Consider the following 17,141-nt stretch of genomic DNA (forward strand, 5'->3'; position numbering starts at 1 on the left):
AAGATGCAAAATGCCTGGAACGCATCCTCTTGATAACACTTGTAACATATGGGTAAGCCGTATGCCTTAATAGGGCACGTACGGTTTGATAAGGGGGAAGCCATGATAGTGGTTTCCCTACTTTATTCATTTTGGCTCTTTTCTCAAACTTTGTTGCTTTCAGATACAAGGAGAAAAGCATTCGCTTTGTTTTCACTGGACAACAACTTTAAATCAGGAGAAAAGAATCTGTAAACTTAGCATGAACGCACAAAATGGTCTATCACGCGTTAAAATCGGCTTTAGGATTTTAACAATAATCTTTACCAAAATAGCCTTCATTTTTAATCATCTAAAATATTTTCAGTTAAGACCATTATTGTAAAGTTTGATTTGTACTGGGTCTTTTTTCTATTTAGTGAATAGGAATGATGTAAATTCTTGCCGATTTATAGTATATTGGTTAATGGATAAAGAGTGCATCTACAAGGTGTTCACTAAAATAGGAAATGAGTTGAAGGAGTGTCATAATTGGAAAAAGTATTGATTTTTGGACATAAGAACCCTGATACAGATACGATTTGTTCAGCGATTGCTTATGCGAATTTAAAGCAAAAACTTGGAGAAAACGTGGAACCTGTACGTTTAGGGCAAGTGAATGGTGAAACAGCATACGCACTAGAATATTTTAAGGCGGAAGAACCACGTTTAGTTGGAAATGTATCAGAAGAAACACAACAAGTTATTTTAGTAGATCACAATGAACGTCAGCAAAGTGCTGATGATATTGAAAAAGTGAAAGTTATAGAAGTCATTGACCATCACCGTGTTGCAAATTTTGAAACAAGTGATCCATTGTATTTCCGTGTAGAACCAGTGGGTTGTACCGCGACCATTTTAAATAAAATGTACAAAGAAAACAATGTTGAACTTGATAAGCAGACAGCAGGATTAATGCTATCCGCTATTATCTCTGATTCTTTATTGTTTAAATCTCCTACATGCACTGAGCAAGATGTTGCTGCAGCAAAAGAATTAGCGGAAATTGCTGGCGTGGATGCAGAAGTATACGGATTGGAAATGCTAAAAGCAGGTGCTGACTTAAGTAGCAAAACGACAAAAGAACTAATTTCCCTTGATGCGAAAGAATTTTCAATGGGAAGTTCTAAAGTTGAGATTGCACAAGTAAATACTGTAGATGTCAACGACGTACTCGCACGTCAAGCTGAATTGGAAGATGTGATTAACAATGTCATCGCTGACAAGGAGTTAGACCTATTCCTATTAGTCATCACAGATATTTTAACAAATGATTCTACTGGGTTGGCCCTAGGTAAGCAGGCGGATGCCGTTGAAACAGCGTTTGATGTTAAATTAGAAAATAACACAGCCGTTCTTAAAGGTGTTGTTTCTCGTAAGAAACAAGTTGTTCCTGTGTTAACAGATACGCTTGTTGCAAAAGGATAATAGAAAAATTGCGAACAAAAAACCAGCCATTGTTTTATTGGCTGGTTTTTTCAATTAATATGAACTATTTGAGGTTTGTCCCGATACAATAGCAATCCCAGAACTTGCACCAATGCGGGTAGCCCCAGCTTCAATCATCGTTTGAGCATCTTCCAAGCTTCTTACGCCACCTGAAGCTTTTACTCCAATGGATGGACCTACGACTTTTCTCATTAACGCAATATCTTCTTTCGTTGCCCCTCCAGTTGAAAAACCAGTTGAGGTTTTAACAAAATCAGTACCTGCTTGGACAGCAAGTTTACATGCTGTTTCTTTTTCTTCGTCAGTAAGAAGTGATGTTTCAATGATCACTTTTACCAAAGCTTTTCCTTTTGCAGCGTCAACAACAGCTTTAATATCTTGTTCGACGACATCATATTGTTTTCCTTTTAACGCTCCAATATTGATGACCATGTCCACTTCTCCCGCGCCATTTTCAATCGCATTTTTTGTTTCGAATGCTTTGACTTCTGGAGTGGATGCTCCAAGTGGGAAACCAATTACGGTACAAACCTTTACTTCTGGTACGTCTTTAAGGACTTTCGCTGCTGTTTTTACCCAAGCTGGGTTTACACAAACAGAGGCAAATTTATGTTCTTTTGCTTCCTCAGCAAGTTTGATAATTTCAGCTTCGGTTGCATTTGCTTTTAATAAAGTGTGGTCAATCATTTGTGCAAGTTGTGTTGTCATGCTTTATTTCCTCCTAGTTCTTTAGGGTAGTGCTTAACTTACTCTACTAGAACAATATATCAATTATATGAACAAATGTAAATTAGATGATGAACAGATGTTAAAACGTTTCATGAACGATTATTTTATTATTTGCAACTCTTTAGGATACTTTGTAAGAATTTCGCAGCCTGTGCTGGTAACAATGAGATCATCCTCAATACGGACACCTGCTAGCTCTGGTACATAGATACCTGGCTCAATGGTGAAAACGTTTCCTTCCTTTAAAACCAATGAATTCTTTTCCGTGATGGAAGGGTATTCGTGAACGCTAATCCCTAAACCATGACCAAGTCGATGTGGGAAAAATTCCCCATAGCCAGCATCTGAGATAACATTTCTCGCTGCTAAATCAACCGTTGAACAGGCGACACCTGGTCTTACGGTCTTAAGCGCCTCTAATTGCGCATTCAAGACAGTTTGATAAATTTTTTCTTGTTCAGAGCTAATGTCATGATAAGCAACAGTCCTTGTAATATCAGAGCAGTATCCGTCGACTATAACACCGAGGTCAAAGAGGACGAAATCACCTTTTTGAATTCGGGTATTGCCTGGGGTTCCGTGGGGAGAAGCAGCATTTTTTCCGGTTAAAACCATTGTAGAAAAGGACATCTCTAAGACTCCTTTTTTCTTAAGGGCGTATTCGATAGCTGCAAGGATTTCCATTTCTGTTTTACCTTCTTTAATCTCATGAACCCCAACTTCAATTGCATAGTCTGCTAAAGCACAAGCTTCCCGGAGTTTCTCAACTTCATGGGAATCCTTAACTAGGCGAAGTTCCCTTAACCTTTCTTCGACAGAAACATAGGTGCTATTTGGCAACATTTTCTGTAATTGTTCGTATCGCTCAACATTTAGATGTTCTTTTTCAACCGCTGTTTTATGTACATTGGCACTTCTGGAAAGAATTGCAGTGCGCACCATTTCCCAAGGGTTTACGGTGTCGTCATAACCAATGATTTCATAAGGCCAACCCGTTTTCTTTGCATCCTCTTTTTCCATACCTGGGCAAATTAAAAATGGTTCTGCATCGGGGAATACACCAATTCCTAGTAATCGTTCATGCGGATCACTTAAAAAACCACTTAGATAAAAGACATTCTCGGAAGAAGTAAGAAAAGCTACATCGATTTCCTTCTCCTCTAACCAGCTTGATAATTTTGTTAACCGTTCGGTTGTCATTAGTATTCCTCCTTTTTTATCTCATTATTAAGAGACTATCAAATGAAAAGAAGAAAGGGAAATGTTTGATGTATGATGTGTATAAATGAAAAGGATTTATATTAGAATTGTAGAAGTATCTAAGTGAGAAGATTGAAAGGAGAGATCAATTTGAAAGTATCTTATCATGGGCATTCAGTTGTGAAAGTGGAAACAGGCGGAAAGACAATAATAGTCGATCCTTTTATTAATGGGAATGAACTAACAGATTTAAAAGTAAATGAAATCAATGCGGATTATATTATTTTAACCCATGCACATAATGATCATGTCGGGGATACAGTGGAGTTGGCTAAAAAGAATGATGCGCTAGTAATCACCAATGCGGATTTAGCTACATATTTAGGTTGGCAAGGTGTTCGTACACATGGTATGAATATCGGTGGTGCATTTGAATTTGATTTTGGAAAAGTGAAGATGACTCAGGCTTTTCATGGCTCCGGATATGCAACAAGCGATCAACAAATTATTTATGGTGGAATGCCTGCGGGTGTGCTTTTGTTTATAGAAGGGAAAACCATTTATCATGCAGGTGATACAGGATTGTTTTCCGATATGAAACTAATTGGGGAACTTCACCCGATTGATCTTGCTTTCCTACCAATCGGTGACAATTTTACGATGGGACCTGAAGATGCTGCGATTGCGGCAGAGTTCCTGCAAGCGAAGAAAGTCGTACCAATTCATTTTAATACATTCCCACCAATTAAACAGGATCCACAGAAATTTATCCAATTGTTAAAAGCTGAAAATGGGCAAGTACTCAAGCCGGGAGAGAGTATTAAGCTATAAAACACAAAAAACTGTTGTTGCATGGATGACATGTGACAACAGTTTTTGTGTTTTTTTATAACTTTAAGCATAGATATATAGAACAAGCTATTAAAAAAGGAGGAGTACGATGAACAAAAATAAATATCTGCTATATTTGTTACTTTGCGGTTTGATGCTTTATTACGCGGTCCCAAAGTTTTCTTTGGAATCAATAGGAGTGGACAGCCTATTTGCCGGAACATGGCTTCTATTTGCCTTATTGGTTGCTGCAGGAAACCTTTCCGCTTTTCTTTATACACCGAAGAAGCAAAAAGCAGTTAGAACGAGTGGAGGATATGATCAAAAGAGAGAACGGGGTTTTGGTGGATAAGCTACTTTGATATGGGAGGTCCTCCTACATGTTGGTTGTTGTTTTTGTAAAGATTGTTGTTAAAATCCTAAAGTCGATTTTAACGCAGGATAAGCCATTTTGTGCGTTCGAATGAGTTTACTGACTCTTTTTTCCTGATTTTTAAGTTGCTGACCCGTGTAAACACAGCTAATTTTCTTCTCTTTATATCTAAAAGCAACAAAGTTTCAGAAAAGAGCCATAATCCAAAACCGGTGTCCACTCTGGTTCCCTTTAAAAGGATTGGTAAGGGGGTTTATACAAGTATCGGTGAAAAAAGGCTGTTGAAGGTAGGATATAATTGAATCAAGACTTTTTTCTCTTTATAATAAGGATAGGAAAGTATTTCCGTACGGAACTTTATTGATAAAGGGTGAACGTCTTGGCAACAAAGCATGAGCAAATTTTACAATACATTGATGGACTTCCTATTGGGGAAAAAATATCTGTACGACAGATCGCCAAGGCAATGAATGTAAGTGAAGGGACTGCATATCGCGCGATAAAAGATGCTGAAAATAAAGGGTATGTCAGTACGATTGAACGGGTAGGAACCATCCGAATCGAAAAGAAAAAGAAAGAAAATATTGAAAAGCTTACGTTTGCAGAGGTTGTTAACATCGTTGATGGTCAGGTTCTAGGTGGCAGAGGAGGCCTGCATAAGACGTTAAACAAATTCGTTATCGGAGCCATGAAACTTGAAGCGATGATGCGATATACAGGTGCGGGCAATCTATTAATCGTCGGAAATCGTGATAAAGCACATGAACAAGCATTAAGAGCTGGTGCAGCAGTATTAATTACTGGTGGTTTTGATACAGAGGAAAGTGTTAAAAAGCTAGCAGATGAACTTCAATTACCGATTATCTCTAGTAGTTATGATACATTCACGGTAGCGACGATGATTAACCGAGCAATTTACGATCAGCTAATTAAAAAAGAAATTGTCTTGGTTGAGGACATTCTTACATCGATTACCGAGACCGCGTATTTAAGGACGAATCATACAGTTGGAGACTGGTATCGATATAAAGAAGAGACCTCTCATAGTCGCTTCCCTGTTGTTGACAAGAATTTGAAGGTTCAAGGGATGGTCACTTCAAAGGATATATTGGGAGATAGCCCCGATACGCCAATTGAAAAAGTAATGACAAAACAACCGATGACCGTTGGCGGCAAAACGAGTGTAGCATCGGCCGCTCATATGATGGTATGGGAAGGAATCGAGATGCTCCCTGTTGTAGATGAATCAAATAAATTAATCGGGATCATTAGTAGGCAGGATGTATTGAAGGCGTTACAAATGATTCAGCGCCAGCCTCAAGTAGGGGAAACATTGGATGATACCGTGACAAGCCAAATAATTGTGACGAAAGGGAAAGGCAAAGGTGAGGAGAGTTTCCGCTGCACGGTCACTCCACAAATGACCAACCACATCGGGACAATTTCTTACGGGGTCTTTACAACTCTAGTCTCGGAAGCAGCGAATCGTATCCTAAGAGGATATAAAAAAGGTGATCTGGTCGTCGAAAACATGACGATTTATTTTCTGAAACCAGTACAAATTGATAGTGTTCTCGAGATTATTCCAAGAATCCTTGAAGTCGGTCGGAAGTTCGGAAAAGTCGACGTAGAAGTATATAACGACGGAGTCCTAGTAGGTAAAGCAATGATGGTCTGCCAACTAATCGATAGACAATAAGAAAAGCGGAAGCGCCCTGCTCAGCGGCGTATGGCCTGGAACTCTCCAACTGAGATAAAGGAAACACGAAGAGCGATAGCAATTCGATGTTGACGCAATCGTTGCGGCGGAGAGGGAAGGACACTAGCCGCTAGGGCGCTGGAGCTAGACAATAAGAAAAGCGGAGGCGACTGGCTCAGCCCCGACAAGCGCTGGAGGGCTGGCAGATGAAGTCGTTCTTTGACTTCAACTGCCAGACTGAAGCGACTCGAGGGGCTAGGAGCCGCAGCTTGACAAAAAAGAAAAGCGGAGGCGCCTTGCGCAACATCAAAGCTTTAAAGCTATACTCTATTGGGTAGTAAAAAAGAAGCCAGACCTAAAGTCGGCTTCTTTCTAATCTTAATGGTTGTTTAATGCTTCTGCTTCTTCTCTTGCGAATGGAAGATAGTGCTGATAAGCTTTAATCCCGTGATAGGCGTTATAGGCTCCTAACAGAATAAACAAACCAGCTATGATATACGTAATTGTGGCTGGAAATAAAAACAATTGATTGACCCCGAAAAGAGCAACAAAGATTCCTAATGCTATGCTTGATTTTGCGGAGAGCCACTTTTTTTCAATCGGCCGAGAGCTCCGAACATATTTCAGCTTATAGAATACATACATAACAAAGGAAACAACAATTAAGAAGACAAGGATTGCCATTATTTGTACCTCCAAACAAAAGTCTTCTTTTATTTTAACGGTAAATTGTATAAATTACTATAATACAGTTTTTTCTTTTTATTTTCTAAATACTAAGATTATAATAAACTTAACTATTTTGTTATTGAAGGAGATTTTCCCGATGAAAGAGCAAATTATTCGTGAAATTGAAAACTATGAAACCATTATTGTTCATCGTCATGTTCGTCCAGATCCAGATGCATATGGATCACAAGGAGGACTAGTAGAGATACTCAAACAATCCTATCCTGAAAAGAAGGTATATGCAGTTGGAAAAGAGGAGCCTTCGCTTCATTATATGAGAAGGTTGGATCAAATCACAGATGAAGAGTATGAGAAAGCTTTAGTCATTGTTTGTGATACAGCCAATCAGGAACGAGTCTGTGACAAGCGCTACCGGCAAGGAGAGAAGTTGATTAAAATTGACCATCATCCGAACGAGGACCCGTATGGGGATTTAGTATGGGTAGATACAACTGCAAGCTCTACCAGCGAAATGATTTATGAATTCTATCTTACATATAAAGAACGTGGCTTGAAATTATCAGATGAAGCAGCACGTTTGTTATTTGCAGGTATAGTTGGTGATACAGGACGTTTTCTTTATCCAAGTACAACAGATAAAACCTTCGCTTATGCAGGAGAGCTAATCCATTACAATTTCTCCCGGCCAGAACTTTTTAATCAGATGTATGATTTAGATGTAAAAGTCATCAAATTAAAGGGGTATGTCCTGCAGAATTTTGAAGCACTTGCAAACGGTGCTGCCTGTGTGTATTTGAAAAAAGAGCTTTTAGAAGAGTACGATGTAAGGCCTTCAGATGCATCACTACTTGTTAGTGAACTTGGATCAATTAAGGGAATTAAGGCATGGGTATTCTTCATTGAAGAGGAAGATCAAATACGGGTTCGCTTGCGTTCAAAAGGTCCAATTATTAATGTTCTTGCTCGTAAATACAATGGTGGAGGACATCCGCTAGCTTCTGGCGCGTCCATTTACTCATGGGATGAGGCAGAAAAAGTAATCAACGATTTAATTGAATTGTGTAAAGAATAGATATTACGGTTATAGTGTGTTGCGTTTTATCACATAAGTTCATATAGAAGAGTTCGATTTATTTTCGGTAGGGGGAATAAATCTTGAGAGATTGCTTGTTTATTCTCGGTAGTGTGAATATAACGAGCGACTTATTCCCGGTACTGGCATTAAGTTGTTCCTTACCGGGAATAAAACACTTTTATATTTCTCGTATGGGGGCCATGAGAAATATTTCAATATTATAGAGAACAAAATCGAAATTAGGATTAAATCTAGTGGGTATATATACCGTCTATTAATCCAGGTAATAGACCTGTTATCCTTGCCTTTTACCATTAAAAACAAATGAACAAGAACCCTCGGGAAAAACCCGTTTCCAGGCTGCCGAATAAATCGACAGTTATTTTTTTGCTTTTCTAATAAAAATAAAATACCCCTTTTGCTTATTGAAAAAGGGGCATGCAAGAGCCATGTAAATACTCAAAATGAACGGTCCGAATTAGTCATCTAACTGGAGTTCTAGCTCTAAATTGACTGTCGTGTAAACAACCGTTGATTTAATTCTGAGGCGATAACGTTTTCCGTTTGCCGCTTTGATTACTTTATTTTTAATGATTTTTGTTATTAAATCTCTGCTTTTATAAACGAATTCTAAATCCTTTGCAATAAAATAAGTCAAATCTTCTCTAATTTCTTCTTCTACTTGTAGGACAGCAAGTGTGTCTAAATCATATTTTGCTCCATTAGTAATTTTCACTTTGATATCTTGAATCGTAAGTTGTTCGAGGCTTTTTTCATTTAATGCTTTATAATCGTCCTGCCATATTTTCACTTTATTCTTCTCGTCTTTAAGTTCTGATGAAAGTTTGCTTATTTCTGCCGATTTTTCTTCAAGCATAACTCCATGCATGTAGAGAAAGATGCACCAGCTTAAACCGGCACCAACCACCATTCCTGAAAAAAAACGCTGCCATGAGGGTTTCCGGTAATAAGGTGGAATGTGCATGTTATACCTGCTCCAATGTTAGCCATTTAATAATCGTTGCTCCCGTTTTTGCTCCGCCCATAGCCGACAGGATGAGTAAAAACTGTTTAAAAATATCCTTCGTATCTCCATCCATTAAACCGCGTTCAAAACTGTAAACCGTGTCAAAGGTACCCCCAATCGCTGCAATAATAGCCCAAATCCGGATAAGATCAGAAATACGCGAAATCTGGGTGAGTAAGGGTTGACCGGTTAAGAAAGAAGCGAGTCCTCCAATTAAAGAACCGCCTAACAATACGCCAAGTGCAATAAAATAACTCTGAAATAACTGTGTAATAAATGGTTGGTTCATTTAATAGTCCCCTTTGGGAAAAATTCTCTTCCTTAAATCGTATGGACAAACAATCGGAATTATGATTAAACTCGTAGTGTAAAATGAGAACATATTTTCTTTTTTTGATACAACCCATATAATGAAATAGATAGAACTTTTAAGGGGGTGATTTCATTGTCAGCATTTATTCACCTACAAGTACATAGTTCATATAGTCTTTTGACTAGTACCATTAAGATTGAGGGTTTAGTTAAAAAAGCAAAAGAGAGTAGTTTTGATGCGATTGCGCTTACTGACCGTAATGTTATGTATGGAACGGTTGCTTTTTATAAAGAATGTCTGAAACATGGAATAAAGCCGATTATCGGGTTAACAGTAGATGTAGTAGAAGAGATAGATGGAGAAAAATTAGGGCCACTCGTCCTTTTAGCGATTAATAACGAGGGATTTAAAAACCTTATGAAAATATCAAGTGCTGTTCAAACAAAATCCCCGCAAGGAATACCGCTTAAATGGCTACGTCATTATGCGGTAGGTTTATATGCCCTCACACCTGGGATGGAAGGCAAGATTGAACAAGCATTACTGAATAACGAACCAGAGGTAGCTAACCGTACGTTAAAAATGTTAGCTGATCTATTTGGGGAAAATCGCTTTTACTTGTCGATACAGAACCAAGGGCTTTCTGGTCAAGTGGAACTTGTTGAGCGGTTGGCTAGCCTTTCAGCTGAAATGAACATCCCGCTCGTTGCAACAAATAATGTTCATTATTTGGATCGTGAAGATTCGTTTGCACAAGAATGTCTGTTAGCGATTAAGAGTGGGCAGAAACTCTCGGAAGACGGGCGACTAAAATTAGGGTCCGATCAGTTTTATTTGAAAAATACTTTGGAAATGACTGATTTATTTGGGGAATACCCGGACGCGCTAGAAAATACTTTGAAGATTGCTGAAAACTGTAATGTCATGATTGATTTGAAAAGCAGACATTTGCCAAAATACCCGGTAACTCAGGGGCAAACAGCAGATGAATTATTAGACGAGATTTGCTTTACTGGTCTAAAAAGTCGCTACATTCAACCAACCGCTGTTCAAGTAAATAGACTTAAATACGAACTATCAGTGATCAAAAAAATGAAGTTTAGTGACTATTTTTTAATTGTTTGGGACTTTATGAAGTTTGCTCGAGAGAATGGCATTTTAACAGGGCCAGGACGTGGTTCAGCTGCCGGTTCAATTGTTGCTTATGTTTTGTATATAACCGACGTCGATCCGATTCAACATAATTTGCTTTTTGAACGTTTTCTTAATCCTGAACGAGTAACTATGCCTGATATTGATATCGACTTTCCCGACCATCGTCGTGATGAAATGATTGCCTATGTGGCTGGAAAGTACGGTGAATTACATGTCGCTCAAATTGTTACCTTTGGGACACTAGCGGCTAAGGCTGCAGCTCGCGATGTAGGGAAGGTTTTTGGTCTCAATACAAAAGAATTAGAGCGGTTATCAAGGTTCATTCCTTCACGATTAGGGATTACATTAGCCGATGCCTATAAAGAGTCAGAACCGTTACGGAAATTTGTAGCTGAATCAGAATTAAATCAAAGGTTATTCCAAACGGCAGTAAAGTTAGAAGGCCTTCCAAGACATACTTCTACCCATGCAGCTGGGGTTGTGATTAGTGAACAGCCTCTTACAGAGTTAATCCCTATTCAATCTGGGCACGGAAATGTTCTATTGACACAATACTCTATGGAACATCTTGAAGAAGCTGGGTTATTAAAAATGGATTTTCTAGGTTTAAGAAATTTGACGCTCATTGAATCCATCCTTGTATCCATCCATAGGAAAACTGGTCAGAAAGTAGATATCCGTAAAATCCCCCTGCAAGACAAACAGACATTTGAATTATTGAGCAAGGGAGATACCACTGGTGTATTCCAATTAGAATCAGAAGGGATGCGCAAGGTCCTAACGAAATTAAAGCCTACTAGATTTGAAGACATCGTAGCCGTAAATGCTTTATATCGCCCAGGACCAATGGAGAATATTCCATTGTTTATTGACCGCAAACACGGAAAGGAACCAATTCAGTATCCACATCCTGATTTAGCGGAGATTCTGGAAAATACTTACGGAGTCATTGTTTATCAGGAACAAATCATTCAGATTGCTTCCAAGCTTGCAGGGTTTTCACTAGGAGAGGCCGATTTACTTCGTAGAGCCGTGAGTAAAAAGAAAAAAGAAGTGCTCGATAAGGAGAGAACTCATTTTGTTAAAGGGGCACTAGGGAAAGGATACAAAGAGCAAACAGCCAATCAGATTTATGATTTGATAGTACGTTTTGCTAATTATGGTTTTAATCGCAGCCATGCGGTAGCTTATAGTTTTATCTCCTATCAGTTAGCTTTTTTAAAAGCGCATTACCCGCTTTATTTTCTTGCTTCATTAATGACTTCATCGCTTGGAAATGAAGCGAAGATGACTCAATATGCTAGGGAATTGACACATAGAGGCTATGAATTATTACCCCCTTCGATTAATAAAAGTCATTTTAGTTTTTTGGTTGAAGGTAATAATATTCGATATAGTCTTGCAGGTATTAAAGGAGTTGGGGCAGTAGCATTAAAGGCGATCTTTCAAGCAAGGAGGAAAAAAGCTTTTGCCGATTTGTTTGATTTTTGTCTTCGGGTTCCTCAGAAAGTTATGAATCGAAAAACGATGGAGGCGCTAGTGCATTCGGGTGCTTTTGATGAATTTGGCCATGATCGTGCAACATTATTAGCGACCCTGGATGTTGCAGCCGAACATGCCCAATTGATGGCTCCGGATGACGAAAATCAATTTGGTCTGTTTGCCGAGGCTGAATTTGATATCAAACCTAAATACGTCATGGTTGATCCGATGAGAGTAGAAGATAAACTGGCCCTTGAAAAGGAAGTGCTAGGTCTGTATTTATCGACTCATCCAATTTCCGTAAGAAAAGAAGCATTTGCTCAAGCTGGTGCAAGGGCAATCATGGATATTCAAACCGGAGAACGTGCAAAAATAGGGGTATACATTACGGATGCTAAGATGATCCGAACAAAAAAAGGTGAAGCGATGTCCTTTTATACTCTTAGTGATCCTAGTGATGAAATCGAAGCTGTTGCCTTTCCGTTAGTCTATAAACGCTCAGGACATAATTTAAAGCAAGGAGAAATCGTCCTGCTTGAAGGGAAGCTTGAAGAAAGAAATGGGAAAAGGCAATTTATTATTCAAAGTCTACTCGACCTTGATCAGGAGAGAAAAGCAGTTCAGCAAAAACAGCCTACACTGTATTTGAAAGTTGATTCAAGTCATCAAGAAGCAGATCACTTATACGAGTTAAAAGAAGTTCTGAAAAAACACAATGGGTCAATACCGGTCATTCTTCACTATGCGGATATAGAAAAAACAGTGCTATTAAGTAAAGACTATCAAGTGGATGGTTCCAAACCTTGTTTGGAAGCTCTAAGGGAATTCCTCGGTGAGAAAAATGTCGTCCTAAAAAAATAGCCTTTTACAAGTTTCTGGAATGTGTTATATTGTAAAAGAAAATGTGGTCTGACCACCTAAAGACGTTTTGCTCGCGATAGAGGACCTTTTTTTAATGATAAAAGGGAGTGGACTTTAGTTGAACTTAAGAGATGAAGCATTGCATATGCACAAAGAGCACAAAGGTAAATTGGAATCAAAATCAAAGGTTCCAGTTAAAAATGCAAAAGATTTAAGCCTAGCATACTCTCCAGGGGTGGCAGAACCTTGTAAGGAAATTTATGATAAGCCTGAAACCGTATTTGATTATACGATGAAAGGCAATATGGTCGCTGTTGTTTCAGATGGTACAGCCGTGTTAGGGTTAGGAAATATTGGACCTGAAGCAGCTTTACCTGTTATGGAAGGAAAAGCAGTGCTATTTAAAAGTTTTGCAGGCGTAGACGCTTTCCCAATTTGTTTAAATACAACAGATATTGATAAAATTGTTGAAACGGTAAAGTTAATGGAACCAACATTTGGCGGAGTAAACCTTGAGGATATTGCTGCTCCGAATTGTTTTGTCATTGAAGAACGCTTGAAAAAAGAAGCGAATATTCCTGTTTTCCATGACGACCAGCATGGTACAGCTATTGTAACTGTAGCCGGTCTTGTAAATGCGTTGAAGATTACGGGCAAGAAGATGACTGAAATTAAGGTAGTTGCCAATGGGGCAGGTGCAGCGGGAATCGCGATTATCAAGTTACTTTATTCTTATGGAGTTCGTGACATTATCATGTGTGATACTAAGGGAGCCATCTATGAAGGGCGTCCTGAGGGTATGAATACTATAAAAGCAGAAATTGCCAAATACACAAACCGCAATAATGTTAAAGGAAGCCTTGCTGATGCTATTGTTGGAGCAGATGTTTTCATTGGCGTTTCAGCTGCTGGTGCATTGACAGCGGAAATGGTTAAGACAATGAACCCTGATCCAATTGTGTTTGCGATGGCAAATCCAACTCCAGAAATTATGCCAGAAGAGGCAAAAGCAGCAGGAGTTAAAGTAATTGGTACAGGACGTTCTGATTTCCCTAATCAAGTTAACAATGTGCTCGCTTTCCCAGGGATTTTTAGAGGTGCGCTGGATGCTAGGGCTACTCATATTAATGAAAAAATGAAGGTTGCTGCTGTAGAAGCAATTGCTGGTTTAGTTAGTGCAGAAGAGTTGTCGAGTGATTACGTGATTCCTGGACCATTTGATCCGCGTGTAGCTCCTGCTGTTGCTGCTGCGGTTGCGCAAGCGGCAATGGAAACAGGCGTGGCTAGAATTAAAGTGGATCCAGAAGAAGTGAAGGATCGCACACGCCGGCTCTCTATTATCGAAAAAAGCGAGTGATAGCAGTGGTGGGCCAAAATGAAAGCTCAACGAAAGTATATATCGAAATTGTGAAACAGTTAAGAATGATTATCGAGAAAGATGGCCTTAAACCTGGTGACAAAATCCCTTCAGAACGGGAACTATCGGAGCGTCTCAATGCGGGACGCTCCTCTGTTCGGGAGGCCCTAAGAGCTCTAGAACTGCTTGGGTTAATTGAAACTAGGCGAGGAGAAGGGACTTTTATCAGGGATTTTCGTGGCAATCAGCTTGTCCAACTGTTAAGTACTTTTATTCTCCAAGATCAAAAAGCGGTTCGTGATGTGATTGAGACAAAATATTTAGTCGAAATGGACTGTTTGCGGTTAGCGGTCCTTAAACGAGATAAAAATGACTTTCAACGTTTAAAAGCTTGGGTGAATGAACATAACGTTGAGGATAATGATTTTTTTATTAGAATAGCGGATCTAGCAGATAATCATCTTATCTATCGCATTTGGCAGATACTAGTAGACTATTATCAGGCAACGAATCGAGAGGAATTTAAAACAAACAAGGAAGACTATCTAGAATTAGTGGAATTTCTTGAACAAGGGGATATTGACCGAGTCCTCATCAAATATCGAAGGCTGCGTAATTTGTCGTACGAGTCGTGACAATATTCAACAGAATCCACCTCCCGATTGTTATATAGTAAAGGACAGGCTTTATACAAGATGAGGATTCGGGCATGATTTTGTTTTTTAGTGGTCTGTCCACCTAAGTGGTCTGTCCACTTTTGGAGTGTCATTGTTAAATCAATATGGGAGGTATTACCTTGCTGAAAGAACTATTTACGAAAACTACAAAAAAGAAAAAATACGCCACCATCCCTTCTGAAACAGCAAAACAGGATGTCCCTGAAGGAATTATGACAAAATGTCCGAGCTGTAAAAAGATTATGTATACAAAAGAGTTGGTGAAAAACCTCAAGGTATGTTTCCATTGTGGCTTTCATCATCAAATGAATTCCAAGGAGCGAATTGATAGCTTCGTTGATTTAGGAAGCTTTGAGGAATTGAACAATGGTATGATTTCTGGAAATCCCTTAGATTTTCCGGACTATGAGGATAAGCTTGAGAAAGACCGGTTAAAAACAAATTTAAATGAAGCAGTGGTTACGGGGACTGGGAGCATAGATGGTTTGAATGTAGTAGTCGCTATTATGGATGCTTCTTTCCGTATGGGAAGCATGGGGTCGGTAGTAGGAGAGAAGATTACATTAGCGATTGAAAAGGCGGATGAACTGAAGGTACCATTTATTATTTTTACGGCCTCCGGAGGTGCTAGAATGCAAGAGGGCGTGCTAAGTTTAATGCAAATGGCAAAAACAAGCGCGGCTCTTAAGAGATTTAGTGACCATGGAGGATTGATTATCTCAATTATGACGCATCCGACCACGGGGGGTGTTTCAGCAAGTTTCGCTTCATTAGGAGATTATAATTTTGCTGAGCCAGGTGCCTTAATCGGGTTTGCTGGGCGTAGAATCATTGAACAGACCATCCGTGAGGAACTTCCTGAGGATTTCCAAACATCAGAGTTTTTACTTAAGCATGGACAGCTAGATGCGGTTGTTTCACGTTCCGATTTACGTGAAACCATCGCGTCCATTTTAGAAATACATCAACCGGGGGGGATTAATCGGTGGCAGGAGATTTAGAATTTGAAAAACCAGTGGTTGAATTAAGGAAAAAGATTTCTGAACTAAGAGATTATACCCAAAACACGGATATGGACTTATCTGCAGAAATTGAAAAACTTGAAGCTAGACTAGAGAAGTTAGAAAATGAGATATATGAGAATATAAAACCGTGGGATCGTGTTCAAATTGCTCGTCATCCAGAGCGTCCAACTAGTTTGGATTATATTTCTAAACTTTTTACAGATTTCTTTGAATGCCATGGAGATCGAGTCTTTGGCGATGACGAGGCCATTGTTGGTGGTATTGCAAAATATCACGGTTTGCCCGTCACTGTAATTGGACACCAACGCGGGAAAGATACAAAAGAGAATATCCGAAGGAACTTTGGAATGCCTCATCCTGAAGGGTATCGAAAGGCACTTCGTTTAATGAAACAGGCTGAAAAATTTAGAAGACCAATTATTTGCTTTATTGACACGAAAGGTGCGTATCCAGGAAAGGCCGCTGAAGAAAGAGGACAGAGTGAAGCCATTGCAAGAAACCTATTCGAAATGGCAGGCTTAAAAGTACCGGTTGTTTGTATCGTAATAGGAGAAGGTGGTAGTGGGGGAGCACTGGCTCTTGGAGTTGGAAATCATATTCATATGCTCGAAAACTCAACCTATTCCGTAATCTCTCCAGAAGGGGCAGCCTCTATTCTGTGGAGAGATGCTTCGCAAGCAAAAAAAGCGGCAGAGACAATGCGAATTACCGCTCCAGATTTGAAAGAATTAGGAGTAGTGGATGAAATTATTCCTGAAGCAAGAGGTGGGGCCCATCGCGATTTAGAAAAACAGGTTCAAGCGATTGACCAGACCTTATTAGCATCGTTAAAGTCATTATCTGGATATTCTGAGGAAGAAATCATCGACCATCGATATAAAAAATATAAATTGATTGGGCAATATTCGTCATTAAATGAATATATCGGGGTAAATTAAGAACGTGTTTTTTACACGTTCTTTTTTAAATTTTTCAAAAAAACACCGCTTTCAATTAGGATGAAACGCTTCCATTATACTCATTATTCTGTCTTTATGAGTATTTAATGTCTATTCTTGTGATAGGCTAATCTTCATGGTATTTTTAAAATATTGGTGTTTAAAACTAATCCAATAGGTAGCGTACATAATGGAAATTATTGTTACCCAATAGGATACATAATTATAAAGAAGAGGTGAGT

At 39.0% G+C, this 17,141-nt stretch carries 16 protein-coding genes; 10 read left to right on the forward strand and 6 right to left on the reverse strand.

Going from position 1 to position 17,141, the window contains the following annotated elements; all coding sequences use genetic code 11:
- Positions 1-196, reverse strand: a 196-nt coding sequence (locus M3182_RS23250) for a hypothetical protein (protein WP_251560292.1), incomplete at its 3' end; no start/stop codon positions are given.
- Between the two features lie 314 nt (positions 197-510).
- On the opposite strand from M3182_RS23250, the gene M3182_RS23255 reads away from it, so the two are divergent.
- Positions 511-1,446, forward strand: coding sequence for a manganese-dependent inorganic pyrophosphatase (locus M3182_RS23255; protein WP_251431656.1), 936 nt, complete (start codon positions 511-513; stop codon positions 1,444-1,446).
- Positions 1,447-1,500: 54 nt separating this feature from the next.
- Here M3182_RS23255 and deoC read toward each other — a convergent pair whose 3' ends face one another.
- Positions 1,501-2,175, reverse strand: coding sequence for a deoxyribose-phosphate aldolase (gene deoC / locus M3182_RS23260; RefSeq protein WP_251431654.1), 675 nt, complete (start codon positions 2,173-2,175; stop codon positions 1,501-1,503).
- 120 nt (positions 2,176-2,295) lie between these two features.
- On the reverse strand, positions 2,296-3,396 hold the full coding sequence (locus M3182_RS23265) for a M24 family metallopeptidase (RefSeq protein ID WP_251560294.1): 1,101 nt from the start codon (positions 3,394-3,396) through the stop codon (positions 2,296-2,298).
- A gap of 150 nt (positions 3,397-3,546) precedes the next feature.
- Between M3182_RS23265 and M3182_RS23270 the strand changes: the two genes are divergently transcribed.
- The 3 genes from M3182_RS23270 (at position 3,547) to M3182_RS23280 (ending at position 6,299) form a co-directional block, all read left to right on the forward strand.
- Complete coding sequence (locus M3182_RS23270) at positions 3,547-4,227, forward strand: metal-dependent hydrolase (RefSeq protein ID WP_251560296.1); 681 nt, start codon at positions 3,547-3,549, stop codon at positions 4,225-4,227.
- Between the two features lie 109 nt (positions 4,228-4,336).
- Positions 4,337-4,579, forward strand: a complete 243-nt coding sequence (locus M3182_RS23275; RefSeq protein WP_251431645.1) for a hypothetical protein — start codon at positions 4,337-4,339, stop codon at positions 4,577-4,579.
- 400 nt (positions 4,580-4,979) lie between these two features.
- Positions 4,980-6,299: a CBS domain-containing protein gene (locus tag M3182_RS23280; RefSeq protein WP_251431642.1), complete on the forward strand. Its 1,320-nt coding sequence runs from the start codon at positions 4,980-4,982 to the stop codon at positions 6,297-6,299.
- A 378-nt stretch (positions 6,300-6,677) separates the two neighbouring features.
- Here the strand turns inward: M3182_RS23280 and M3182_RS23285 are convergent, their stop codons facing one another.
- The gene (locus M3182_RS23285) at positions 6,678-6,983 is read right to left on the reverse strand and encodes a YtpI family protein (RefSeq protein ID WP_251431640.1); all 306 of its coding nucleotides are present in this window, start codon (positions 6,981-6,983) and stop codon (positions 6,678-6,680) included.
- A 142-nt stretch (positions 6,984-7,125) separates the two neighbouring features.
- Here M3182_RS23285 and M3182_RS23290 point away from each other — a divergent pair, with 142 nt between their 5' ends.
- A complete protein-coding gene (locus tag M3182_RS23290; protein ID WP_251431637.1) occupies positions 7,126-8,061 on the forward strand; it encodes a DHH family phosphoesterase in 936 nt (311 codons plus the stop codon).
- 481 nt (positions 8,062-8,542) lie between these two features.
- On the opposite strand, the gene ytrI is transcribed toward M3182_RS23290, so the two are convergent.
- Both ytrI and ytrH read right to left on the reverse strand, forming a co-directional pair.
- Entirely contained in the window at positions 8,543-9,049 is a 507-nt protein-coding gene (gene ytrI, locus M3182_RS23295; RefSeq protein ID WP_251431634.1) for a sporulation membrane protein YtrI, read from the reverse strand.
- Between the two features lies 1 nt (position 9,050).
- On the reverse strand, positions 9,051-9,380 hold the full coding sequence (gene ytrH, locus M3182_RS23300) for a sporulation membrane protein YtrH (RefSeq protein ID WP_251431631.1): 330 nt from the start codon (positions 9,378-9,380) through the stop codon (positions 9,051-9,053).
- A 156-nt stretch (positions 9,381-9,536) separates the two neighbouring features.
- Here ytrH and dnaE point away from each other — a divergent pair, with 156 nt between their 5' ends.
- From dnaE to accA, 5 genes are all read left to right on the forward strand, one after another.
- On the forward strand, positions 9,537-12,902 hold the full coding sequence (gene dnaE, locus M3182_RS23305) for a DNA polymerase III subunit alpha (RefSeq protein ID WP_251560298.1): 3,366 nt from the start codon (positions 9,537-9,539) through the stop codon (positions 12,900-12,902).
- Between the two features lie 118 nt (positions 12,903-13,020).
- Positions 13,021-14,259 carry an NADP-dependent malic enzyme gene (gene ystJ / locus M3182_RS23310; RefSeq protein WP_251431625.1) on the forward strand — a complete coding sequence of 413 codons (1,239 nt, stop codon included), beginning with the start codon at positions 13,021-13,023 and terminating at the stop codon, positions 14,257-14,259.
- A 65-nt stretch (positions 14,260-14,324) separates the two neighbouring features.
- Positions 14,325-14,894, forward strand: coding sequence for a FadR/GntR family transcriptional regulator (locus tag M3182_RS23315; protein WP_432806611.1), 570 nt, complete (start codon positions 14,325-14,327; stop codon positions 14,892-14,894).
- Between the two features lie 161 nt (positions 14,895-15,055).
- On the forward strand, positions 15,056-15,937 hold the full coding sequence (gene accD / locus M3182_RS23320) for an acetyl-CoA carboxylase, carboxyltransferase subunit beta (RefSeq protein WP_251431620.1): 882 nt from the start codon (positions 15,056-15,058) through the stop codon (positions 15,935-15,937).
- The gene (gene accA / locus M3182_RS23325; RefSeq protein WP_251431618.1) at positions 15,922-16,899 is read left to right on the forward strand and encodes an acetyl-CoA carboxylase carboxyl transferase subunit alpha; all 978 of its coding nucleotides are present in this window, start codon (positions 15,922-15,924) and stop codon (positions 16,897-16,899) included. Before accD ends, accA begins: the two co-directional genes overlap by 16 nt.
- The last annotated feature ends 242 nt before the right edge of the window (positions 16,900-17,141 follow it).

Source organism: Mesobacillus maritimus (assembly GCF_023715205.1).
GTDB lineage: Bacteria > Bacillota > Bacilli > Bacillales > Cytobacillaceae > Mesobacillus_B > Mesobacillus_B maritimus_C.

Excerpts from the sequence above, each read along its gene's own strand:
- deoC (WP_251431654.1), bottom strand. The coding sequence starts at position 2,175 with ATGACAACACAACTTGCACAAATGATTGACCACACTTTATTAAAAGCA.
- M3182_RS23265 (WP_251560294.1), bottom strand. The coding sequence starts at position 3,396 with ATGACAACCGAACGGTTAACAAAATTATCAAGCTGGTTAGAGGAGAAG.
- M3182_RS23275 (WP_251431645.1), top strand. The coding sequence starts at position 4,337 with ATGAACAAAAATAAATATCTGCTATATTTGTTACTTTGCGGTTTGATG.
- M3182_RS23285 (WP_251431640.1), bottom strand. The coding sequence starts at position 6,983 with ATGGCAATCCTTGTCTTCTTAATTGTTGTTTCCTTTGTTATGTATGTA.
- M3182_RS23290 (WP_251431637.1), top strand. The coding sequence starts at position 7,126 with ATGAAAGAGCAAATTATTCGTGAAATTGAAAACTATGAAACCATTATT.
- ytrI (WP_251431634.1), bottom strand. The coding sequence starts at position 9,049 with ATGCACATTCCACCTTATTACCGGAAACCCTCATGGCAGCGTTTTTTT.
- ytrH (WP_251431631.1), bottom strand. The coding sequence starts at position 9,380 with ATGAACCAACCATTTATTACACAGTTATTTCAGAGTTATTTTATTGCA.
- M3182_RS23315 (WP_432806611.1), top strand. The coding sequence starts at position 14,325 with ATGATTATCGAGAAAGATGGCCTTAAACCTGGTGACAAAATCCCTTCA.